The sequence below is a fragment of the Runella limosa DSM 17973 genome (assembly GCF_000482465.1).
Taxonomy (GTDB): domain Bacteria; phylum Bacteroidota; class Bacteroidia; order Cytophagales; family Spirosomataceae; genus Runella; species Runella limosa.
In genome coordinates this window covers 68,350-89,125 of the sequence record NZ_AXVJ01000056.1, presented here as the reverse complement: position 1 = coordinate 89,125, position 20,776 = coordinate 68,350, and the positions used below count along the sequence as shown (strand labels likewise).

The following is a 20,776-nucleotide window of genomic DNA, read 5'->3' as shown; positions in this document are numbered from 1 at the left end:
CCTGGCTCCATGATTTTTGATGCTTTCCCATTGAATCACAAATTTAAAAGTTATACCCTAATTTGTGTCCAACTTTTTAGCGGGCTAGATTCTTATCCATCCACTGTTTAACAAATAACCCCAAAAGTACTGCAATAATTGCTTGTAAAACCCACTTGTTATAATCTTTCTTACCTTTTAGCTCCTCTACTTTAATGTCTACTTTTTTTTCTAAATCTTGAATTTGTTTCAATAACGAATTGGGGGATGCTAAAGTGCCGTTTAATTGGCTTATTTGTTCTGCACTTATGGTCTTTTGTTTTTGATGTTTTCCTGCATACGGATTTGCTTGGCTAGATAGTTCACTGAACCAAATCATAAAATAGGGCTTCCCTTTGTCCAAAATAATTGTTGTTGGGCCTGCATTATATACGGAAAAAATAATTTTTCCGTCAAACCCAGGGTCAACATGAAACCCAGAAATATTGACAAGCCCTTTAATTTTTTGGCTAAACTTAATGGAAATGAAAGCAATCTTATCGAGAGGTATCTTTACGTTTTCTTGGGTAAGTAGCAAAGCAAATTGCCCCGATTTGATTACTACCTGTGAGTTTTTCTCATCCAACAGCTCCTTTTTTCCACTAGTCGAATCAGTTAAATAAACTTCATTACCTAAACAAAGTTCATACGCAGCTTCTGCAATGCGTTCAGATTCAAATTTGTCTATACATGATGGCAGTAATTGTGCCAGCTCTTTTTTACTAAGAAACGCCATAAAAAGGATGTTTAATAGCAAATTTAGCATAATTTGTACTAAGAAGATGCTTTCGTAAGCATTCACGGTCAAAAAAATAGGTTTAAGCCCCTCAAACGCTCTTATCGCAAGTCCACGGCGTCGATTATCAATTTTTATAGGCGTGTAACAATTGTCACGGAACAGACGAGTCGGGGGCGGTACTTTTGTATAAAATTCTCGCAATCTGTATGAAAGTACCTTTTTTACTGCCGTTGGTGAGCCTTTTTTATGTCTTTCATCAGGCAGAAGCTCAAGTCCATAGCGATCAGCAATACAAACACAAATCGACTTCCGCAGACTCGATTAATGACTTAAACCATTTTTTTGCCAAAGGTCATTTTCACGGTCACGCGCGTTCGTATTTCATGGCAACCGATAATGCGGGAAGTCTTACCGATTTTTATGCGTTGGGGGTAGGGGCTGGCATTGGCTACGAAACGCCGCGTATTCTGAAGCGTTTTCAATTTGGGTTGAGTGGCTTTTTTATGTTCAATCTTTTGTCATCTGACCTCGCCAAGCCCGACCCTAAAACGGGGCAATTTAATCGTTATGAAGTAGGGCTATTTGATATTCGCCGACCCAATGACCACGAAGATTTAGACCGTTTGGAAGAATTATACCTTCGATACCATTTTGGGAAAAAATCAAAAATAACCGTTGGCCGTCAAGTCCCTAAAATGCCTTTTATCAATCCCCAAGATGGACGAATGCGCCCCACACTGACGGAAGCAGCGGTGGTAGAACTTAATGAATGGAAAAATACCAAAGTTCAACTGGAATACGTGTTTCGGATTTCCCCTCGTTCGACTGTTGAGTGGTTTCGGGTAGGTGAAAGCATCGGAATTTATCCCGTTGGAGTAGGGTTAGAGGGAAAACCTTCGGCTTACGCCAACAACATAGAATCGAAGGGAATACTGGTGGGCGGAATCACCCATACCCTTGGCCCCGTGACGGTTCAGGCGTGGGATACTTACGTCGAAAATGTCTTTAACACTGCTTTTGTGCAAGTTGATTGGAAGTCAAAATTTAAAAATAAACACGCTTGGGTAGCAGGTTTCCAAGCCGTTCGTCAGCAATCGGTCGGAGAGGGAGGAAATCATGACGTTACCAAAGCCTATATGGCGCCCGATAGTCGTTCGGCCGTTTTTTCGGGAAGAATTGGGTATCGTTCTCCCAAATACGATGTCAACATAAACGCGACGCGCATCACCGCCGAAGGGCGCTATTTGATGCCGAGAGAGTGGGGAAGAGAGCCGTTTTATACTTTTATGCCGCGCGAACGCAACGAAGGGATGGGGGACGTCAATGCGTTTTCGGTCAATGCGTTTTATAAACCTCGAACTCAGTTGAAATGGGAAGTAAGTTGGGGCTACTATAAACTTTCTGATGTAAAAAATGTGTTTTTAAATAAGTACGGAATGCCAGCTTATACGCAGCTAAATGCAGGCATGAGTTATCAATTTAAAGGTTTTTTTGAAGGACTGGATGCGCAACTTTTGGTTGTTCGGAAAGACAACATCGGAGCAACGTACGACAACGACCGCTATGTGTTTAATAAAGTAAACATGTCTCATTTCAATTTTATCCTCAATTATCATTATTAATCTAATCATCATTTATACACCTACGTAACTCATTCTCTGACTTATGGAATTAATCGAACTCATCAAAAAACCGTGGCCGTGGTATGTAGCAGGGCCGTTGATTGGTCTAACAGTACCGACATTGTTGCTCATTGGCAATAAATCATTCGGGATTTCGTCGTCGTTGCGCCATATCTGTGCGGCGTGTTTTCCTGCCAACATTTCCTTTTTCAAATATGATTGGAAAAAAGAAGTCTGGAATCTCTTTTTTGTAGCAGGAGTATTGATCGGCGGTTTTTTAGCAACCCAATTTCTCGAAAATCCCAATCAAATTGTGATTTCGGAAAAAACCATTGCGGCTTTGCAAGAACTAGGTATTCGTGATTTTGCTGGTTTGATGCCCGCCGATTTGTTTGCCCTTGAGAATGTTGTATCGCTTAAAGGCTTCATTTTCTTCGTTTTTGGTGGTTTCTTGGTAGGTTTTGGAACGCGTTGGGCTGGCGGATGTACGTCGGGGCACGCGATTATGGGATTGTCAACTCTGCAACTCCCGTCGCTGATTGCCACTTGTTGTTTTATGGTTGGAGGTTTTGTGATGGTGCAAGTCCTTCTTCCGTTCATTTTCAAACTTTTCTAACTCTTTATCAACGAATCTCATGGCAACGAATCAAACAAATTCAAATACAGTATCCTTCCCAGAACATTTGGTCTGTGATGCGCCCAACGACATGGTAAAGCGCGAAAGCACCCTCGGCAACCTCAAGTATTTGGTGGTTGGAGTGATGTTTGGCATTGTGTTCGTCAAAGCCGAAATCATTTCGTGGTTTCGTATTCAAGAAATGTTTCGTCTTCATAGCTTCCACATGTATGGCGTGATTGGCTCGGCGGTAGTAGTAGGGATGATTTCGGTTTTTTTGATTAAAAAATTCAACATCAAAACCCTTTCGGGCGAAACTGTACAATTTCACCCTAAGAAATTTATGCGGGGACAGATTTACGGTGGCTTGCTTTTTGGCTTAGGTTGGGGAATTACGGGGGCGTGCCCAGGGCCATTGTTTGCCCAAATTGGAAGCGGATATGTGGCAGTTATTGTAACCCTCCTCAGTGCGATTGCAGGAACTTGGACGTACGGGCTTTTAAAAGACAGATTGCCGAACTAAACGTGCATCAGGTTGCTCATCTGTACATCATGGTACTCATCAGTGCATCAGGGTACTCATACCCTGATGTATTAGGGTGCTCACACCCTAATGAATACTCCAAAAACTATTAGTACAATTATGCTAAAAGGAACCAAACTATACAGTATTCTCTTCAACAAGTGCCCACGCTGCCACGAAGGGGATTTTTTTGTGACAAAAACCGCTTACGACCTCAAAAATTTTGACAAAATGCACAAACGTTGCTCGCACTGTGACGAAGATTTTGAGCGGGAGCCAGGTTTTTATTTCGGAGCTATGTACACCAGCTATGGGTTATATGTGGCGACGATTGTGACGTCATTTTTGGGCTACGTGGTATTACTCGGTGGAGATGAGCTGAGGCTTTTAGCCTTTTTGATTCCAGGGCTTATCTTTTTGATGCCCTTGTATTTTCGGATAGGGCGGCGAATTTGGATAAATATTTTTGTGAAGTACAAATCTCCGCATCGTGCTGAGGGTTACTCACAACCCGAATGAGGCTTTTTTCTTGAAAAATAAATGAAATTTCTTGCTTGTGTGATATTTGTTACAAAGAAAAGAGAAAGAAAAAGGGATTTTTGAGCTCAATAACAACCTTCCTCTTTTTCCCATGACTACTACACACTTCCAAACCCTTATCGTTGGTGGCGGCAATGCAGGATTATCAGCAGCTTCTCAGTTGTTAATCAAAAACCCGTCGCTGCAAATTGGCATTATCGAACCATCCGAAAAACATTATTATCAACCTGCCTGGACGCTTGTGGGGGCGGGAGAGTTTGATATTAAGGATACCGAAAAAGACGAAGCCGACTTTATCCCAAAAGGAACTACGTGGCTCAAAGATGCTGTGGCGACTTTTGAGCCTGATATAAACCAAGTTACCTGCCGAAGTGGTGCAAAATATACCTATGATACCATGATTGTGGCACCAGGTATTCAGGTGGATTGGGACAAAATCAAAGGCTTAAAAGAAACCCTCGGGAAGAACAACGTTTCGTGTAACTACTCATTCGATTCTGCGCCTTATACGTGGGAGTTAATCAAAAATTTTGAGGGTGGAACGGCCGTTTTTACCAACCCGTCGAGTCCCATCAAGTGCGGTGGTGCTCCTCACAAAATTATGTACTTAGCCTGTGATTATTGGCGTAAAAAAGGGATTTTGGACAAATGTGATGTCCATTATATCTCGGGTGTAGGGGCTATTTTTGCCGTTAAGGAATACGCCGCAACCCTGACGGGTATCGTAAATCGTAACAATATTAAGCCCCATTTTTTGAGTAATACGGTGGAGGTTGACGGAAATAATCAAACGCTATATTATGAAACCAAAAACGAACAAGGCGAAACGGTTCGTAAGGAAATAAAGTTTGATTTGTGCCATACCGTGCCGCCACAATCGGCACCCGATTTTATCAAAAATAGTCCACTTGCCGACCCCAAAAATGCTTTTGGCTACGTAGAGATAAATAAAAATACGATGCAGCATAGTCGTTATGCTAATATTTTTGCGTGTGGTGACTGCACCAATGCACCTTGCAGTAAAACGGGGGCGGCGATACGTAAGCAAGTACCTGTGGTGGTAAGCAATTTGCTTTCGTATCTCAAACAGCAAAGCCTCAAAGAGCAATATGATGGCTACAGCGCCTGTCCGATTCCGACGCAATATGGCAAACTGATGTTGGCAGAATTTGATTATACGAATACCCCCAAAATGACCTTCCCTTTTGACCAAACAGTACCGAGATGGAGTATGTGGGTGCTGAAAAAATACGTATTACCGTGGTTGTATTGGAATCGAATCCTGACGGGCAAAGCGTAAGATGCACCAACCTCCCGAAAGTTTCAAAACTTTCGGGAGGTTTTATTTTAGGGCTATTTCACAGCCCTAATCACTTCACGTTTGTATTTTGGACCAGGGTGTTTTTCAATGCGTAAACCTGCTGCTTTTATGTTTCGCTGAATGTAACTTTTTGAACAATAGGTGGTTAGATTTCCGCCGACTTTAAGCAACCCTGCCAACTTCCGAAAAATATCTTCTGTCCAAAGCTCAGGCTGGGCTGTAGGAGCGAAGGCATCATAATAAATAGCGTCAAATTGGTGCGACGTTTCAAATTCTTGGAGCGTAATCTTGTGCTTTTCTAGGCGAAAATAAGGTGACAGTTCGGTTGTTTCGCCCCAAGGAGCATGGTGTAATTGGGAGAGCTGCTGGGTGTTTAGTAAGCCATCATAATTGAGCTGAAGAGCCTGTTCGGGGGCTATGGGAAAGGCGTCAATCGTTACATAATGCACAGGGAGCAGGTTTTTGTCGGCTTCGAGCCACGTAAGTGAAGCGTTGAGTCCAGTGCCAAATCCCATTTCAAAAAGGTAAATAGGAGCTTCTGAGCTGGTTTCGCGCCGTTGGCGAATGATTTCTTTTAGTCCTAAATTGATAAAGATATGAAGAGACTCTTGCAGCGCTCCGTTGATGGAGTGGTAATAAACATGCAAGGCTTCGTTGTGTAGGGTATGCGAGCCATCGCGTGTAAGGACAAGTTGAGTGGGCATGGGTTACAGAAATCGAATACATTAAAATCAATTACAATTTTCGATAGGCAACAATTCCTCCAGTTAGGTTGGAAAGCTGAGTGAAACCGAATTTTTCTTTCAGTAAAGCGATTGCTTTCTGGCTTCTTATTCCACTTTGACAATGCACAATGACCCGCTTGTTGCGCTGAATCAACGGTATAAATTCTTCCAGTCGAGAAAGTGGCATAAGCGCACCACCGAGGTTGTCTAGTTCATATTCGTGGGGTTCACGGACATCAATCAATTGAAAATCAATGTTTTTATTAATCAATTCCTGAAATTCTTCAGGGGAAATATCGCTTTCTATATCGTTTGCAATTCCACAAAAAGCTTCGTAATCAATCAGTTGCGTAACGATTGGCCGTTCGGGAAGTTTGGGAACCCGAATCGTGCGACTAATCATCGAGAGGGCATCCATGACGAATAATTTTCCCGAAAGAACGTCTCCAATTCCCGTGATTAACTTCAAGGCTTCGTTGGCTTGCAGGCAGCCGATAATGCCAGGCAACACGCCCAAAACCCCTGCTTCTGCGCAATTGGGGGCTAGTTCGGGTGGGGGAGGGGTCGGGAATAAATCGCGATAATTGGGGCCATTCTGGTAATTAAAAACGGCTACTTGTCCTTCAAAACGGTAAATAGCACCGTAAATCAAGGGTTTGTTAAGCAGTAAACAGGCATCGTTGACCAGATACCGCGTAGGGAAATTATCAGAACCATCCACCACAAAATCGTACGACTCAATGATGGAAAGCGCATTTTGGGCAGTAAGGTTTTCAAAATATGGATTGACTTGCACAAACGAATTGAGCGACTGTAACCGCCTTTGGGTTTCTTCCACTTTGGGTTTTCCTACCGACTCGCTGCCGTACATGATTTGGCGTTGCAGGTTGCTATCATCCACTCGGTCGCCGTCCACAACCCCAATCGTACCTACGCCTGCCGCCGCCAAGTACAGTAAAATGGGACTTCCCAGCCCACCGCACCCGATGACCAGAACGCGGGCCGCTTTTAGCTTTTGTTGGCCTTCTATTCCGAGGTCAGGAATGAGCAAATGTCGGCTGTAACGCCTTAGTTCTTCGGGAGTGAGCATAATGATGGAATTATAGTAACAAATGTTAAACCCCCAAACAAAAGTTCCATGAAAAAGCATTACTTTTGTGCCCTAATTCTGAAAAATAACTACGCAAAAATCATTTGTAAGATATGGAATTGTTGAAAGAGATTGCCAATTTCTCGGGTAAGTCAGGGTTGTATCGCATCCTTAAACCAGGACGCGGAGGGGTAATCGTAGAAAGTTTGGACGCAAAGCGTGAAAAATCAATGATTGGTGCTTCAGCGCGTGTTTCTGTTTTGAAAGATATTTCCATCTTTATGGCAGATACAGACCAAGCGACGCCACTTGCTACTGTTTTTGAAAATATTCACAGCAAATACCAAGGCGAAAGTCTTGACCCTAAAGCCATGTCAGATTACCAATTGGTGGACTTTATGACGTCGGTATTGCCAGGGTATGACACGGAGCGTGTGTATTTGTCGGATGTTCGTAAAATTATTTCTTGGTACAACATTCTATTGGTTCAATTACCTCAAGTGTTTGAGCAAGCAGCCGAAGAACAACCAGCCGTCGAAACAGCCGAAGAAGAAGCTAAGTAAGCGACTTGAGAAAAAACGTAGAAGCCGTGACATCCATCACGGCTTTTTCTTTTGAGGAATTTTTATGAAAAAAGTACTCAATATATTAACCAACATGGGGCCGCGATACGTGGCCTTTCGTCTGTGGTACGAAGCCCGCCGCCGAATGGGCCTACTCAAAGCGTCTTTCCCTACGCAGCCCCCATCGAAAACGCACTCGTCATTAGCTGCTTGGAAAAAATTGGACGTGCGGTTCTTTTTTGAGGCGAAAGAAAGCTTAACGGAGAGCATGAGGCTTTCGGAGGAAGAACGACAGAAATTGATTGACCAACTCAACGAATACCGACAAGGTCGCCTTTTGATGTTTAGCGCCACGTATTACGAAGTGACCGATTGGCTCACCAACCCTTCTAACGGCTACCGCTACGACGCCACTAAACACTGGACAGAGATTCCTGATTTATCGCCCGTGGCGGGAGACATTAAATACGTGTGGGAAAAATCACGATTCGCGTTTTTGTATCCGTTGATTCGCGGCGATTTTTATTTGGGAGAAAACAATGCCGAAACGGTTTTTCAAGAAATAGAAAGCTGGATAGACGCAAATCCTATCAACTGTGGCCCCAATTGGCGTTGCAGCCAAGAGATTTCGCTGCGGGTTCTGAACTGGACTTTCGCGCTGCATTATTATAAAAATTCATCGGCACTGACGGAAGCTCGTTTTGATAAACTCATGCACGTGCTGTACTGGCAACTGCGGCATGTAGAAGAAAATATCAATTTTTCGCGCATTGCTGTACGTAATAACCACGCCATTACCGAAACCTTGACTTTGTACCTTGTGGGGCTTTTGTACCCGTTTTTTCCCGAAGCTCCGCGCTGGAAACAACGTGGAAAAAAATGGTTTGAAGAAGAAATCACTTACCAAATCTACGAAGATGGTACGTTTCTACAGTTTTCGATGAACTACCATCGCGTTGTGATTCAGTTGCTTACGTGGGCAGTTCGTTTGAGTGAACTTAATGGAGAATCTTTTTCGGAACGGGTATATCACCGTGCCAAAGCGTCGTTGCAGTTTCTACAAGTGTGCCAAGATGCCCAAACGGGCTGGTTGCCCAATTATGGCAACAACGATGGCGCGTTGTTTTTTCCTTTCAATTCGGCGCACTACCGCGACTACCGCCCGCAATTGTCGGCGCTGGAGGCAGCATTGGGCATTCCAACTCAAATGACGGAAGACTGTTTTTGGTTTGGAATAACTACAATTTCTCAACCCACTCAAAAAACATTTACAGGTACTTTTTCATTTGAAAAAGGAGGCTACTATGTCATACGCGATGTGGATGAGAGTGTGACGTTTATTCGATGCGGAGCGTACAAAGACCGTCCTTTTCAAGCAGATAACTTGCACTTAGATGTGTGGGTTAACGGTCAAAACCTGTTGCGCGATGCGGGCTCGTACTTGTACAATACCGATGAAAAATGGACGCGTTATTTTGCTGGAACGGCTTCCCACAATACCGTGATGCTCGGAACCTACGACCAAATGCAAAAAGGACCTCGCTTTGTGTGGTATGACTGGGTGAAAGAAGCCACGGCCTCTTGGAAACAAGAAGAAAAAAAGTGGGTTTTTGAGGGGCAAATTGAAGCTTTTGCGCAGGTTGGGAAAGGCATTATTCACCGTAGAAAAGTGGGCAAAAAGCAAGGTGAATTGGTTTGGGTAGTCGAAGACTGGCTAGAAAATGCACCTGCTGACCTCTCCATGTATCAAATTTGGCATCCGTCGGAGGTAGCCGAAAATAGCGTTGAGTTGAGGGCTTTTGATAAACAAGGAAATCCATTGACCATTTTACAGGAAGATGGATGGTACTCTAGTCTTTACGGAAAGAAAGAAGCGTCTAAACGTTGGGTAATAAGTCATTCGGAGCATTACATCAAGACAGAAATTCTCGCCGAGCGCGGGTTGTGAGCAACCTGTGCCATCCGTGTTGAGGGTTGCTCACAACCCGAATTCTGCGCCGAAAGTTGCTCACAACCCGAAATAAAAAAGCCGCTTACGATTTCGCAAGCGGCTTTTTTATGAAAAACGAGGATAATTAATTCTCGCTTTCGTTGTTATCAATCGCCATATCGGCGGCTTTTTTGAACATATCTACGATGAGTGATACGCGGAAGGTATTTGCCAATGGACTACCTTGCGTTTGTGGCATCAAATAGGCGAAGTCGATACCGTAACGCTGTTGGATACGAGCACCAAAACCTACTGTGAAGTACTTACGATTCCCTTTGGTTCTAGCTTCATTGAAATAACCTGCCCGTACGGCAAAAACTTCGTTGTACCAATACTCAGCCCCTGCCGAAATCATGAACTCACGAAGTTCTTCACTTGCGCCACCTGGGGCATCCGAAAACGAACTGAACATGGCTGCAATACTGCTACGGTTAGGGTCTTTGCCAGCCGTGATTTTACCCGACGCATCACGAATTGGAGGGGTTGGAATCATCAACTTGTTCAAATCCATGGTAAACGTAATCTTGTTGTAAGGGTCGATGTGGCGAGTTGCCGCACCCCCAAACTTAAATGTGGTAGGAATAAAGCCACTGTCAGTACCGCCATAGTTTACTTTACCCCCAATATTCTGAAGCATCAAGCCGAACGAATACCCCCAGCCTGCACCAGTACCTTCGTCGATATTTTCAGTTTGGTAAAAGGCACTCAAGTCACCCGCAGCGGTTGTACCAGGCTTGAGGGCTGAGTTACCCATTACCTGAACACCTCCTCCGAGGTTCGAGTTGATGTATTTAAGGTTCAACCCCATCGAAAATTTATCAGTAAGCTTGCGTGAATAAGCTACCGAAGCAAAAAACTCGTTGGAATAATAATTGCCAAGCAATGTACCAAAGCTGTTACGCGCTTGAAACATGCCGTGGTCAAAATACATAAGGCTAACGCCTACAGCTTGATTTTTACCAATTTTTTTGAAGCCAGACAGATACGCAAAGTACATATCTTCAGTTACGTTGCGAAGCCATGGTGTATATGAAAAAGAGACTCCGTAGTTTTTGGTTGCTTGAGCCAATTTAGCTGCACCCCAGTACATAGCATTTGCATCTGGACTTAGTGCCGCACCTGCATCTCCCAACGCGGCGCTACGAGCATCAGGGGTAAAAGCAGCGAAGGGAACCGACGAAATTACTGGATTGATACCAGAGCTGTCTTGGCCTGCGGTTGTTGTACCTTGAGCTGATGAAATGAAAGAAATACAGAGACCCACCAAAGTGACGACGGGAGAGGTTTTTCTTAGCATAAGGAAATGGAAGAAATGTGACTGTGTCAAGAGACGTACATTTATTTTAAAACACGCAAAGATAGTAATTCCTATTTTCAAAATCTATTTTGGTTTTATTAACTTACCACCCACGGTTTGAGTCTGTTGGCGAGTAAGAGATTTCACAACAATTCGATACACATACACGCCAGCGGGTACAGGTTGGCGGTGTTGCGTAGCGGCGTTCCAAGTCATGGTGGTTAGGATAGCGTCCGAATTGTAAATGGTCTGTGTTTCGCTCCGTACCAAATTCCCACTGATGTCGAAAATTGTTGTTGTTACTTCGACATCTTCTCCCTCATTGACCAACTCTACTTGTAGGGTGGCTTGTTCTACAAACGGATTAGGATAGGCAATGACGTTTTTCACAATGGCCGATTCTTTGCCCACCTTGAAACTTAACGTACCCTCACTCCAATTATTATATATATCCGCAACTTTTAGCCGAAGTACATAATCGCCCGCAGGGAGTTTTTTGAGTAAATAATTAATGCTGCCACTTTGATAACTGTCTTGATTTGCCGTGAAATAGTCGTTTACAAGCAGCGTCAATGTATCATTTAGGGTTAAACTAATGGGTTGAAGTAGATTAATGCCGCTGTCGTCCGTCAGGTGAGCAATGACCAATGGACTATCATCTATTTGGCTGCCTTCCACAAAATTTTGGTCGTTGAGGTAAAGCTGAACCACGGGAGGCTTGGTGTCGGGGTTAGAAAGTGCAGTGCCACCAACCCACACCTGGTTGGTACCTCCCAAGGCATCAGCGCTAGTGTCGGCTTTGATGGCATATACTTGTATTAGTCCATTCCCAAGTTTGGTATCAATGTTTTTGGGAACAATAAAATCGACGACAAACAAGCCATTTTTAACGCTTACTTTTCCTTCAAAAATCTTACTTTTAAACTGCTTATAAGGCATTTTTGGGTCTTCGTTGCCGAGTGTCATGAGTTGATTTTCTTTGTCATAAACACTGATGCTTGCAATTCCATTGAAATCGTTCACGAGGAGATTCCCAAGTTTAATCTGACCGCTAATGCGCGCCTTTCCACCTGCTTTTAAGGTGTCTTGTGTGGCAATTTCTACGTTAAAATCGGGGTAATTGAGGCGTAAAGAAGGGTCGCCGAGAAGCGTGAAATTTCGGTTAAAAATCCCGCTAAAGCTTTTGTTTTTGGTCATTCGCATCAAATCACCTAAGCGCGGCACGTCCCCGCTGGTACGTTCGAGCGCACTTTCGTAAAAAGCTTCATTGAGTAAAAAATTGGTACTGGCATACACTGGTCGTGCGGTGGTCAGCATGGCAATAGCGCCGCCTCTTGGACTCAAAACGGCCAATTCGGCTCCCGAAACTTCTCCTGGGTTATCATACCGCCCAAATTCACAAGTGGCAGTAATCATCAACGGTAAATTATCAAGATTTCGCCAGTTTAGAATATTTTGAAGCGTAACTATCTGTTCATCAGCCCAAATGGAAATGCCGCCGTGACCCGTGTAATTCATAATCAAAACGCCTTCGTCAACCAATCGGTCAATGGTTTTGCTTGCTTCTGGGGCGTGAATGGGCGTGCCAATTTGGGGAAAAGCATCGACATAGACCTTTTGAAGTTCGTAAGAGGCCGTCGTCGAGGCAATTTGCGTCGATAAGTTTTCGGCGTCTTGTTGGTGCAAATTGGCATCGCCGTCGTCGGCCACAAAAGCAATTTTTTGCCGCCACTTTCCACGCCCGCGTTTGGCTACATAACGGATCAATTTATTCACCACAGTTTCGGCTTCGGCAGTAGTTTTGACGGGCAACCGACCCACGCCAATGTCGAGTAAATGATTTCCACTAAAATCCTCAATCCATTCTCCATCAGTAGGTTTAAGAAAGCCAAAATAGTCGTCAGACGTAAAACTTAGCACAGGATGCCCCGACTCTCGGCTTTCGTAGGATGGTACAAAATAGGTCATCTCAAGCGGAGAAAATGCCTTGAGGTTGTTTTTATAATCATAAGTTGCATCGCCAAAAAGCAACAAATACTTGAGGGTATTGGGTTGGCGGTTATTCAAAAATTTGGTATAATCACGAATGGCCGTTGGGTCAGCTTGTCCTGACGCAAACTCGTTATAGACTTGATTTGTGGTGACGACGATGACGTCCAAACCATCGTTTTGGCGGCGAAAAGTAGCAAGCCGTTGTGCCTGTTTAACCCAAATTGGCGACGTGATAATCAGCAAATTAGGGGTAGTGACGGCATGAAGATTTTGATTTGGAATGGGTTGACTCGAAATGGGTGTCAATAACTGAGTTTCGGAAAAAGCCACGAACCGACGAAGTACTCTCCCCGAAGTCCCAAACAATGCCTCTGTCCCCGATAAGCGAAATGATTGATTCGCAGGTCGTTGTGGGTTGGTAACATCCCAAAGTTGCATTTGGGCAGCGGCTTGTCCGATTTGGTAGCGAACCGAATCTTGGGTAAGTGATGTAAGGTTTTGAAAAATAGTGGGTTGGGTGTATAAACGAAGGCTACGCTGAATTTGCAATCCAAAAAAATCTAAATACCCTTCGGCATTGGCTTGTCCTGCTTTGTCGAAGGTCAGGGAGGTAGTTACTCGCGTGGTTGCGTTGGAAAGTTGGCCGTCGTAGGTTTTTTGGGTTCGCAAACCTTTAGAATCATAACGGTAAGTTGTCACAGTTCCCATGGTTTGTTCACCTAAGGTTTGCCCATTGACCCCCACCAAAAATTTGGTAGTGACTTGCGCGGCGGCTACGCTGGCGATCGTCACTTTAACGGGGCTGTTGGGAAGTAAACCTTCTACATCGGCCGAAAAATCTTGGCGTGTTTGGTTGCCAAAGTATTCGCCCCACCATTCGCGCCCTGACTGTACACGGTTGTATATTTCACTTTCTCGGAAAATATAATCGTCAAAAGCTGTTTGTATTGTTCCCGAATTTCCAGAAGGGTAAGTTGGAAGGCGAAGCCCTGCTTGGGTAGCGTCTATTTGTAAAAAGTAAAAGGTAGTGTCGCTATACAGATTGAGTTGGTGTTCAAGGCGTTTTTCGGCTGTGTTGTAGCGAATTCCGTGAGGGCTTTGCCCCCAAAACCAAAGGGCATCACCTTCGTCAAATTTGCCATCGTTTTCCCCTTTGACATAAACCGCATTTTCAGTTAAATCATTGGCCCTATTTTGGGCATTTGATTGTGGAAGCATATAGCCACCATTTCCAAATAGGCGAAGATTTTTTGGGTTAATATCGCTAGTGGCAATCCCCAGTTTTGTGAGAAACGGTGCATCAATTCGATACACGCCTGTTTGTGTCACCCCAATTTTAAACCACTTTCCAGTGGCAAGAACCGAATTCTGATTTTGCCCCCAACTGGTAGTAGCTAGTAAAAGTAAAAATAGGAGGTGGTTTAGGGTTTGGGGTTTGAAGTTTGGAGTTTTGGGTTTGGAGTTTCGAGTGCTATTATTCCAAATTTTCCCCTTGTCACTCCGACGACAGGAGGAGCCTAGCACCTTTCCAATAAAGCGATATGTGCGTAAAAGTTTCACGAATAAGATGCTGCTTTTGTATATCCTTTCTCAAAGATAACTACAGTCGTTCTACCCAAGCGTGGGCTGCGACCAAGTATTTTTTTTGCGAGGTTTTCTCTATACAAACGATGCGAGTGCGGCGCTGCGTGCCTCGGATAAAGACTTTTTGCTGTAATCGAAACGCTTGCCCTTCCGACAACTCACTTACCATAACCAAATCTGAATGCGGCGCATCCACGTTTTTGATGGCTTGCATGAGTGGTAAGAATGTCCCCGTAGATGCGGTTGGATTATGGGAATATAGCGTAAGCGGGGACAAAATCGACGCGGGAAACGTTTGTTCGTTCAGGGTAGGCAGCAATAAAGCGCGAAAATGCGTTTTCCATGCTTTTCCGTGCGGAGGTTGGCGGCGTTTGTACGAACGATACACTTCAAGGTGGGCGATTTCGTGAAGGTAAGTGATGAGGAAATTGTAAGGATTGAGGTTATTATTGACTGTAATTCGCTCACGTTGGTTGGGTTTTGCCGTAAAATCACCCAAACGCGTATGTCGAGGGCGAGTTACCACAAAATCAAACTGATACCGTTCCCATAGGTCGTAACAATAGGCTACTGAAGGGGTTGGAACGTGGCGTTCCAGGATGTTCCACATCGCTAATCTCGCTTCCACCGATAAATTGTTGGTTTAACTGACAACAATCAAACGCTGCTATTGTTCAAGATACTGATTATTAGCCATTTTCAGCAAGTAGCTGAATGTAGTGTATCCAAACTTGTGACCAAAACCCCAAAAAAAAGAGGGCTAATCACAAATCTGGCTAAGAATACACTATCCGACTTTCCCAATAGCACATTGATTTGTTTATCCTTTTCAACAACTTGGCTCTTTAAGAAATTCACTAATTCTTCTAAGTCAGAAAGCCTTCTTTGTAAATAATTAACATCCTCTGTAAAGCCTTGATGGCTTACATTGTCAGCCTTAAAACCTGCTAACTTGTAAATTTCGTCTTCGCTGACTCCTAAAGCATCAGCATATTTTCTAACTGTACTCTTTCTTACAGTTTCACGTTCGTAAGTGTCATATACTGACTGCCTTACAATACCAATTCTTTGTGCAAGTGTTTCTGCACTACATTTTTTCTTTTCGGCTAACAGCTTGATTGCCAATCCAATGTGAAAATTTGTTGTAGTCATGTTAAAATAAATAAGTGTTAATACTTGACATTGTAAGTTTTTAAAACTTACATTTGTACAGACAAACGCAGAAAGCCGCGCCAAATCCTGACAAATATAGTACAGAATAGGCAGTATTTGTCAAGTTTGTAAGGCAAATGTTTGGTTAATGTCTGTTAACAAATGAAGTTCCAATGAAAATGCAATCAATTGAAGTCTTGCTGTATTGCCTCCTTCTAGTAGGTCTCCTGCAAAGTTTAGCTCTGTTTGTTTTGTCCTATTGGCTCGACAAAACAAAGAATCATCTAGTAAGGTATGAAGCTAGTTTCTGTGAACAAGACAGGCAGCTCATCCATGAGATGCTTACTGAATTAAAAAAAGCACCAAGGTACATTGAAGCGAACAGCGAGGTGTTAGAGATGTTCATCAAGGGGCTTGCTCCTTTTGTAGAAGTTCCCCGAGATTTTGTAAACGGAAGCGATAGAAGTGGCAATAATACTGGAGAGTATAGCAACAATATCCGATGAAATATCAGCAAAGATTTTTAGAAGAATATAGCACGCAAGAGCTATACCAATGGCAACAGCCGCTGTTATTTTATTTCTAAGGTCTGTTTTCAATTCAGCTTCGACGAGTTGCTTTTCGTGCTCTAAACGGCGTTTCTCGTCTTCTGACTCAATTTTGGCTATCTCAATTTCTGATTTGTTTTTCTCTGATACAATTTTTAGCGCGATTTCACCTGCGCCTTGAATCAAAGTTTGAGCCAGTATTTGCATCGACTCATTATTAGAGTCAAGCTTTACTAGAATTGGGGATTTTTCAGGCGATTCCATAAAATACTGAGGGGGTGTATAGCCTAGCAATGATTTGAACACTCAAAGTTAGTTAAAACCTCCTCAAAAAACACCGTCGTTGTGAAACAACGGTGCCGAAAACCTAAACGACCTTTATCGTGATGGTTTCCTTCTTCCAGAATTTGTAGAGCATAAAAACAGCGACTGCGAGTATTGCTACTTTGATTGCAATTGCTGCCTTGCCTACAACTTCAACGTGGCTACCCATGAGAGATAGCTGCACTTTTGAATTCATGGCTTTCGGTTCGTAGGAGAAAATATACAGGAGTTAGATTCCAGTAATTAGCCTACGAACCAAAGCCCAAAAAGCTGGCTAAACTAAAGAAATTATTAATTATATACAATAATGAGTTTTCTAACCGAATCACAAGAAAAAGAACTAGCAGCCGCATTGTTCAACTCGTTCGGAGATACCTCCGAAGCTCGTCGGTCTGTTCGGGCCAGGTATGCTGACACACGGGGTTCGGAACGCACCCTATACAGAAAGGTGAGTGAACCCGAAAGACTAACTACGGATGAGGCCAATTTCTTAATCGCCTCACTAATTCCACACATGGAGCCAATTGGGTTAGAGAAGGTATTCTTTCAAATCACCCAACAGCCGATAACGGATTACCCCTACCTTTTAAAACTTCTTCCAAATGAAAGTGTTATCGCTTGAGCAAAAACGTGAAGTGGCAGAAAAGCTATACGCTTACATCAAAGATGCCTCTCACCTTCGTGATGCGTTCTTGGATGCCTATGCGGCTCACCATCAAACCTCCGTTCACTACTGCCAACACAGTAAAATGAATGGCAAGCGCCCATTGACCGAAATGGAGGCAGATTGGTGCATTGAGACACTTTGGGGAATGACTACTACACGCAAAATAAGAGAAGTATTTGCAGTAGTAGCAAACTCAACACCCGAGGAGTTTGGCTTTAATGTTCCCGATTATTTGAATCTCAGCGACTTTCAAAAGTTCAAGATTGGACTTGGTAAAATCGCCGCTTACCGAAAAACCAATCAATCAATTTATACAGTACAATGAAAGCTAGTTCATCGTCTTCTACACGTCACTGGACGTACCCTGCGTTCGGTATGCTTTTGTTCTTCGTTCCTGCGGCTTTGGTCTTCTTTTGGGCATGGCCTTGGTGGATTGTTGCGGTTTGGGTTTTATTCTTCTGGTTCTAATCCCTAACCAATCATGGAAGCAACAATCATTATCAGTATTCTGGCCATTGGAGGGCTTACGTACCATTTGGCCGTCATGCAAACTCGACTTAACAAGTTCCGAAAAATCCTCAAAAAATGAAAAAGACGACCAAAGTGGCAGCCGTTGCAGGGTTTGCGATTGTGGGAGCTATCGCCGCCACAAAGCTCCGTAAGAAAAAGAAGCACGCGACCGAGCAACCTGCGGCCAGTACCGAGCAACGCCCCGACCCGAACCCTGAAACCGACCTTTTTATATGACTTCCATTTTTCTAATTGACCAACTGCCCACGACCGAGGCGATTGTAGAACAACCAGTAACAGTGTCACTCACACGAGAAGACTTAGCCGCATTGTACATTTTCCATAACCGCCTACAAAAGTGGGCTAAGTGGCGTAAAGTACAAAACGTATCCTTCATCAAGGCATCAACGCCATTACGGAAGGAAGTACAATTTGCACTCACGGCAGCCGACCGAAACAAACGTAATGCCATTGCCTTGGTAACGTTCCAACATCCTGTCCATCGAGAATTGGCCGAGAAAGCGTGTATTGCGTATCAGTCTATCATAGTACAACTATATGACCATCCTAAAACCCGACACATTATGGGCATCAAGGAAGAATTTGATAGTGTGTACAAATCATTGGAAAACCTTAAAAATGAGCTAAGGCAATGCAAGAGTTGAATACTTTTTTGGGGCTAAGTTGCCTATTGAGTTCAATGCTCATCATGGTGGGAATTATTGGGCACCATATCTATCACGAATACAAATCACCCCATAAAAATAAATAATGTCAGCAACTGTCCATCAAGCGCGGCCACCACCAAGGGGCGCGGACATACCGCCCCCGCAAACCACTAAATCCCCCTAAAACCATGCAAAATTACCGCCAACAATTCGAGGAATTACTTGTACTGAGAGCGTACCGCCAGAGCGAAATAATCCAAGTTGAAAAGTACCCGTCTTGGGTGTTTTGGCTAATTGGCACAACAAAATACAGGTTCACAAATGGGCTACTGTTTGACCTTCGGGCCATCGAATACCGCATTGAAGAGCTGAGGCATTTAATTCTCTCCCCTAATGGTACACAAAATAGAGAAACCGCCTCTGTCTGAAAAAGAGAAAATAGAGGACTCTGCACGGAAGCTTCAAACATGGTGGGCAGTTGGATTTGGCATGAGAGAAACCGACGAACATCGAATCCAAGACTTGAACACCTACGTCAACCAAATTATCATAAAATGGAGGGACTCCGAGATAAAGAAATTGAACAACTCGTAAAGTTGTCCTCAATGGCTTTCAACCACCTGAGCGACGACCCGCGAAACACAAACCTACTCCACCACATTAACAACTACTTGGTATTCCTCGAAAATCATATCCAGTACTTGCAAGGGATTATTGAGGAAAGAGCAGCCGCTAAAACTACCCAAAGCATTAGCCACTTAATTCCAGCCGTAATCGAGCGACTGGAAGAAATCGAGAACCAACGCGAACTATCCAATTACACTACCCTCTAACATGGCACTTCAAGAATCTAACGACATTGTTTTTATGTACGTATTTGACGCAAAAATTTGCGAGCGTATAAACTACCCGACCAACAAAAGCATTACCCGCAAAATTGAAAAGATTTCGGACACTGGAGTCAAAACTTACCAAGACATTCACGAACGCCGTTATGGATTTATTGAAGGGATGTTGATTGACATCCAACTTAAAACGTTCGAGAATCAGAATGAAAAGATATGGAATTTCTGGCTTCAAGATGGACTTGAGAAATATTGTCTAAAGCTTCGCTATTCAAGCCGTGAGTCAAAGCGCCTGCTTTCTTATTTGCCCAATGCCGACTTAAATCACTTCATCCGTATTCAGGTTTTCAGAGAAAAGGACTCGACGGGAACGGCGCTACTGGTGAAGCAGCGGGACAAATACTTAAAGTCAGCCTTTACAAAAGAAACCCCAAATGGTTTACCCCAAATGGTTAAAACCTTTAACGACCAAGGCAAAGAGGTTTGGGATGACAAAGAACAGATGCAGTTCTTTGAGAAGTTGGTCAGCGACACCATCAACCCTACACTTCACAAACTACACGGTGTTCCCTCACGCATGAGGACAACAGAACAAACAACAGCAACTTCAACGCAAACCACAAACCGACCACCATCAACTGCTCCAGTGTCAGATGGTGGTGATGACGACCTACCCTTTTAACCATTAACTATTCTCAAAATGGCACCAGATAGCTTCCACCAAAAAGCCAAGAAAATAGCAGAAGGCTTTGTATTCCCGTGGAAATACACCGTAGAAGTAGCTATTAGTATCTCCGATGACGAATCAGCCTACTTATGCAAGCTGTACCCACATAGCAATATGGCTGATGAATATTGTTTTAGCGGCCAAGTGTGCGCTACTCCCGACGAAGCGTTGCACGAGTTCAAAACTTTATTGGACGATAAGCAATCAAACCTACAATGACGAGAGGAGCCATACTTTCAAACTGTGAAAAGTACAGATTTCAACTGTGGCGTATTTGGGACGAATCCAAACCAAACGTCCTATTTATCATGCACAATCCAAGTACAGCAGACGGGAACAACGACGACCCAACCATTAGGCGTTGCATCAATTTTGCCAAGGCTTGGGGATACGGTGGTATGTACGTGGGCAACATTTTCCCATATCGAGCAACAGACCCCAAGACATTACGTGATGTAGAATACATTACAATGGCTCGCCCTGATTTGAATGGTCGTCACATTAGGGAAATGGCTGATAATTGCGAACTGTTCGTCCTTGCTTATGGAAACCCTTGTCTCCCCTACTTCACACCTATTTTACCCAAAAAGGAATGGAAAGCGCTAAAACTAACGAAAGCTGGAAACCCTTGCCACCCGCTGTATTTGCCCTCAAAACTGACCCCAATAATCTATTCAACTTGAGTTCAATTTCCTTCTAACCACTTTCAAATACT

The 20,776-nt window shown here is 43.6% G+C and carries 25 protein-coding genes; 16 read left to right on the top strand and 9 right to left on the bottom strand.

Annotated features, from left to right (window positions below):
- Nucleotides 1-76 precede the first annotated feature (76 nt).
- Nucleotides 77-820 (bottom strand): dCTP deaminase domain-containing protein, encoded by a 744-nt coding sequence (locus K339_RS32715; RefSeq protein ID WP_157607495.1) that lies wholly within the window; start codon nucleotides 818-820, stop codon nucleotides 77-79.
- Between the two features lie 143 nt (nucleotides 821-963).
- On the opposite strand from K339_RS32715, the gene K339_RS0106140 reads away from it, so the two are divergent.
- The 5 genes from K339_RS0106140 to K339_RS0106120 all read left to right on the top strand — a co-directional run bounded on the left by K339_RS0106140 (nucleotide 964) and on the right by K339_RS0106120 (nucleotide 5,358).
- Entirely contained in the window at nucleotides 964-2,379 is a 1,416-nt protein-coding gene (locus tag K339_RS0106140; protein WP_037299359.1) for an OprD family outer membrane porin, read from the top strand.
- 43 nt (nucleotides 2,380-2,422) lie between these two features.
- Nucleotides 2,423-2,995 carry a YeeE/YedE family protein gene (locus tag K339_RS0106135; RefSeq protein WP_028522828.1) on the top strand — a complete coding sequence of 191 codons (573 nt, stop codon included), beginning with the start codon at nucleotides 2,423-2,425 and terminating at the stop codon, nucleotides 2,993-2,995.
- 19 nt (nucleotides 2,996-3,014) lie between these two features.
- A complete protein-coding gene (locus tag K339_RS0106130) occupies nucleotides 3,015-3,518 on the top strand; it encodes a DUF6691 family protein (RefSeq protein WP_028522827.1) in 504 nt (167 codons plus the stop codon).
- Between the two features lie 120 nt (nucleotides 3,519-3,638).
- Complete coding sequence (locus tag K339_RS0106125) at nucleotides 3,639-4,037, top strand: DUF983 domain-containing protein (protein ID WP_028522826.1); 399 nt, start codon at nucleotides 3,639-3,641, stop codon at nucleotides 4,035-4,037.
- A gap of 112 nt (nucleotides 4,038-4,149) precedes the next feature.
- The gene (locus tag K339_RS0106120; RefSeq protein ID WP_028522825.1) at nucleotides 4,150-5,358 is read left to right on the top strand and encodes an NAD(P)/FAD-dependent oxidoreductase; all 1,209 of its coding nucleotides are present in this window, start codon (nucleotides 4,150-4,152) and stop codon (nucleotides 5,356-5,358) included.
- Between the two features lie 53 nt (nucleotides 5,359-5,411).
- On the opposite strand, the gene mnmC2 is transcribed toward K339_RS0106120, so the two are convergent.
- On the bottom strand, nucleotides 5,412-6,083 hold the full coding sequence (gene mnmC2 / locus K339_RS0106115; RefSeq protein ID WP_028522824.1) for a tRNA (5-methylaminomethyl-2-thiouridine)(34)-methyltransferase MnmC2: 672 nt from the start codon (nucleotides 6,081-6,083) through the stop codon (nucleotides 5,412-5,414).
- A gap of 31 nt (nucleotides 6,084-6,114) precedes the next feature.
- On the bottom strand, nucleotides 6,115-7,194 hold the full coding sequence (moeB, locus tag K339_RS0106110; RefSeq protein ID WP_028522823.1) for a molybdopterin-synthase adenylyltransferase MoeB: 1,080 nt from the start codon (nucleotides 7,192-7,194) through the stop codon (nucleotides 6,115-6,117).
- Nucleotides 7,195-7,307: 113 nt separating this feature from the next.
- Here moeB and K339_RS0106105 point away from each other — a divergent pair, with 113 nt between their 5' ends.
- Complete coding sequence (locus tag K339_RS0106105) at nucleotides 7,308-7,757, top strand: DUF5606 family protein (protein WP_028522822.1); 450 nt, start codon at nucleotides 7,308-7,310, stop codon at nucleotides 7,755-7,757.
- 64 nt (nucleotides 7,758-7,821) lie between these two features.
- Nucleotides 7,822-9,705, top strand: a complete 1,884-nt coding sequence (locus K339_RS0106100; protein WP_028522821.1) for a heparinase II/III family protein — start codon at nucleotides 7,822-7,824, stop codon at nucleotides 9,703-9,705.
- A 127-nt stretch (nucleotides 9,706-9,832) separates the two neighbouring features.
- Here the strand turns inward: K339_RS0106100 and porV are convergent, their stop codons facing one another.
- From porV to K339_RS37005, 6 genes are all read right to left on the bottom strand, one after another.
- Complete coding sequence (gene porV, locus K339_RS0106095) at nucleotides 9,833-11,044, bottom strand: type IX secretion system outer membrane channel protein PorV (protein WP_028522820.1); 1,212 nt, start codon at nucleotides 11,042-11,044, stop codon at nucleotides 9,833-9,835.
- A gap of 84 nt (nucleotides 11,045-11,128) precedes the next feature.
- Nucleotides 11,129-14,596, bottom strand: coding sequence for a type IX secretion system sortase PorU (gene porU, locus K339_RS32710; protein WP_051397833.1), 3,468 nt, complete (start codon nucleotides 14,594-14,596; stop codon nucleotides 11,129-11,131).
- Nucleotides 14,597-14,636: 40 nt separating this feature from the next.
- A complete protein-coding gene (locus tag K339_RS0106085; protein WP_229598701.1) occupies nucleotides 14,637-15,248 on the bottom strand; it encodes a sprT domain-containing protein in 612 nt (203 codons plus the stop codon).
- Between the two features lie 71 nt (nucleotides 15,249-15,319).
- Nucleotides 15,320-15,772, bottom strand: a complete 453-nt coding sequence (locus tag K339_RS0106080) for a helix-turn-helix domain-containing protein (protein ID WP_028522818.1) — start codon at nucleotides 15,770-15,772, stop codon at nucleotides 15,320-15,322.
- Nucleotides 15,773-16,164: 392 nt separating this feature from the next.
- Nucleotides 16,165-16,584, bottom strand: coding sequence for a hypothetical protein (locus K339_RS0106075; RefSeq protein ID WP_037299356.1), 420 nt, complete (start codon nucleotides 16,582-16,584; stop codon nucleotides 16,165-16,167).
- A gap of 103 nt (nucleotides 16,585-16,687) precedes the next feature.
- Nucleotides 16,688-16,840 (bottom strand): hypothetical protein, encoded by a 153-nt coding sequence (locus K339_RS37005; RefSeq protein ID WP_157607493.1) that lies wholly within the window; start codon nucleotides 16,838-16,840, stop codon nucleotides 16,688-16,690.
- A gap of 111 nt (nucleotides 16,841-16,951) precedes the next feature.
- Between K339_RS37005 and K339_RS0106065 the strand changes: the two genes are divergently transcribed.
- The 9 genes from K339_RS0106065 (at nucleotide 16,952) to K339_RS0106020 (ending at nucleotide 20,744) form a co-directional block, all read left to right on the top strand.
- Nucleotides 16,952-17,266 (top strand): hypothetical protein, encoded by a 315-nt coding sequence (locus K339_RS0106065; RefSeq protein ID WP_028522816.1) that lies wholly within the window; start codon nucleotides 16,952-16,954, stop codon nucleotides 17,264-17,266.
- The gene (locus tag K339_RS0106060; RefSeq protein ID WP_028522815.1) at nucleotides 17,247-17,636 is read left to right on the top strand and encodes a hypothetical protein; all 390 of its coding nucleotides are present in this window, start codon (nucleotides 17,247-17,249) and stop codon (nucleotides 17,634-17,636) included. The genes K339_RS0106065 and K339_RS0106060 overlap by 20 nt, the downstream gene beginning before the upstream one ends.
- Nucleotides 17,633-17,779, top strand: a complete 147-nt coding sequence (locus K339_RS37000; protein ID WP_157607492.1) for a hypothetical protein — start codon at nucleotides 17,633-17,635, stop codon at nucleotides 17,777-17,779. The genes K339_RS0106060 and K339_RS37000 overlap by 4 nt, the downstream gene beginning before the upstream one ends.
- A 117-nt stretch (nucleotides 17,780-17,896) precedes the next feature.
- The gene (locus K339_RS36995) at nucleotides 17,897-18,058 is read left to right on the top strand and encodes a hypothetical protein (protein WP_157607491.1); all 162 of its coding nucleotides are present in this window, start codon (nucleotides 17,897-17,899) and stop codon (nucleotides 18,056-18,058) included.
- Entirely contained in the window at nucleotides 18,055-18,486 is a 432-nt protein-coding gene (locus K339_RS0106045) for a hypothetical protein (protein WP_028522814.1), read from the top strand. Before K339_RS36995 ends, K339_RS0106045 begins: the two co-directional genes overlap by 4 nt.
- Nucleotides 18,487-19,043: 557 nt before the next feature.
- Nucleotides 19,044-19,322, top strand: coding sequence for a hypothetical protein (locus K339_RS36985; protein WP_169731817.1), 279 nt, complete (start codon nucleotides 19,044-19,046; stop codon nucleotides 19,320-19,322).
- A gap of 1 nt (nucleotide 19,323) precedes the next feature.
- Entirely contained in the window at nucleotides 19,324-20,016 is a 693-nt protein-coding gene (locus K339_RS0106030) for a hypothetical protein (RefSeq protein WP_037299354.1), read from the top strand.
- A gap of 18 nt (nucleotides 20,017-20,034) precedes the next feature.
- Nucleotides 20,035-20,280 carry a hypothetical protein gene (locus K339_RS0106025; RefSeq protein ID WP_028522810.1) on the top strand — a complete coding sequence of 82 codons (246 nt, stop codon included), beginning with the start codon at nucleotides 20,035-20,037 and terminating at the stop codon, nucleotides 20,278-20,280.
- Nucleotides 20,277-20,744, top strand: coding sequence for a DUF1643 domain-containing protein (locus K339_RS0106020; protein WP_028522809.1), 468 nt, complete (start codon nucleotides 20,277-20,279; stop codon nucleotides 20,742-20,744). The genes K339_RS0106025 and K339_RS0106020 overlap by 4 nt, the downstream gene beginning before the upstream one ends.
- The last annotated feature ends 32 nt before the right edge of the window (nucleotides 20,745-20,776 follow it).

Bases quoted from the DNA above. Each gene is read 5' to 3' on its own strand.
- K339_RS0106080 (WP_028522818.1), bottom strand. From the start codon at position 15,772: ATGACTACAACAAATTTTCACATTGGATTGGCAATCAAGCTGTTAGCC.
- porV (WP_028522820.1), bottom strand. From the start codon at position 11,044: ATGCTAAGAAAAACCTCTCCCGTCGTCACTTTGGTGGGTCTCTGTATT.
- moeB (WP_028522823.1), bottom strand. From the start codon at position 7,194: ATGCTCACTCCCGAAGAACTAAGGCGTTACAGCCGACATTTGCTCATT.
- K339_RS0106125 (WP_028522826.1), top strand. From the start codon at position 3,639: ATGCTAAAAGGAACCAAACTATACAGTATTCTCTTCAACAAGTGCCCA.
- K339_RS36985 (WP_169731817.1), top strand. From the start codon at position 19,044: ATGGAGGGACTCCGAGATAAAGAAATTGAACAACTCGTAAAGTTGTCC.
- K339_RS37005 (WP_157607493.1), bottom strand. From the start codon at position 16,840: ATGAATTCAAAAGTGCAGCTATCTCTCATGGGTAGCCACGTTGAAGTT.
- K339_RS0106045 (WP_028522814.1), top strand. From the start codon at position 18,055: ATGACTTCCATTTTTCTAATTGACCAACTGCCCACGACCGAGGCGATT.
- K339_RS0106100 (WP_028522821.1), top strand. From the start codon at position 7,822: ATGAAAAAAGTACTCAATATATTAACCAACATGGGGCCGCGATACGTG.
- K339_RS0106120 (WP_028522825.1), top strand. From the start codon at position 4,150: ATGACTACTACACACTTCCAAACCCTTATCGTTGGTGGCGGCAATGCA.
- K339_RS0106075 (WP_037299356.1), bottom strand. From the start codon at position 16,584: ATGGAATCGCCTGAAAAATCCCCAATTCTAGTAAAGCTTGACTCTAAT.
- K339_RS0106025 (WP_028522810.1), top strand. From the start codon at position 20,035: ATGGCACCAGATAGCTTCCACCAAAAAGCCAAGAAAATAGCAGAAGGC.
- K339_RS0106140 (WP_037299359.1), top strand. From the start codon at position 964: ATGAAAGTACCTTTTTTACTGCCGTTGGTGAGCCTTTTTTATGTCTTT.
- K339_RS0106130 (WP_028522827.1), top strand. From the start codon at position 3,015: ATGGCAACGAATCAAACAAATTCAAATACAGTATCCTTCCCAGAACAT.
- K339_RS36995 (WP_157607491.1), top strand. From the start codon at position 17,897: ATGAAAAAGACGACCAAAGTGGCAGCCGTTGCAGGGTTTGCGATTGTG.
- mnmC2 (WP_028522824.1), bottom strand. From the start codon at position 6,083: ATGCCCACTCAACTTGTCCTTACACGCGATGGCTCGCATACCCTACAC.
- K339_RS37000 (WP_157607492.1), top strand. From the start codon at position 17,633: ATGAAAGCTAGTTCATCGTCTTCTACACGTCACTGGACGTACCCTGCG.
- K339_RS0106030 (WP_037299354.1), top strand. From the start codon at position 19,324: ATGGCACTTCAAGAATCTAACGACATTGTTTTTATGTACGTATTTGAC.
- K339_RS0106020 (WP_028522809.1), top strand. From the start codon at position 20,277: ATGACGAGAGGAGCCATACTTTCAAACTGTGAAAAGTACAGATTTCAA.
- K339_RS0106135 (WP_028522828.1), top strand. From the start codon at position 2,423: ATGGAATTAATCGAACTCATCAAAAAACCGTGGCCGTGGTATGTAGCA.
- K339_RS0106105 (WP_028522822.1), top strand. From the start codon at position 7,308: ATGGAATTGTTGAAAGAGATTGCCAATTTCTCGGGTAAGTCAGGGTTG.
- K339_RS0106065 (WP_028522816.1), top strand. From the start codon at position 16,952: ATGAGTTTTCTAACCGAATCACAAGAAAAAGAACTAGCAGCCGCATTG.
- K339_RS0106060 (WP_028522815.1), top strand. From the start codon at position 17,247: ATGAAAGTGTTATCGCTTGAGCAAAAACGTGAAGTGGCAGAAAAGCTA.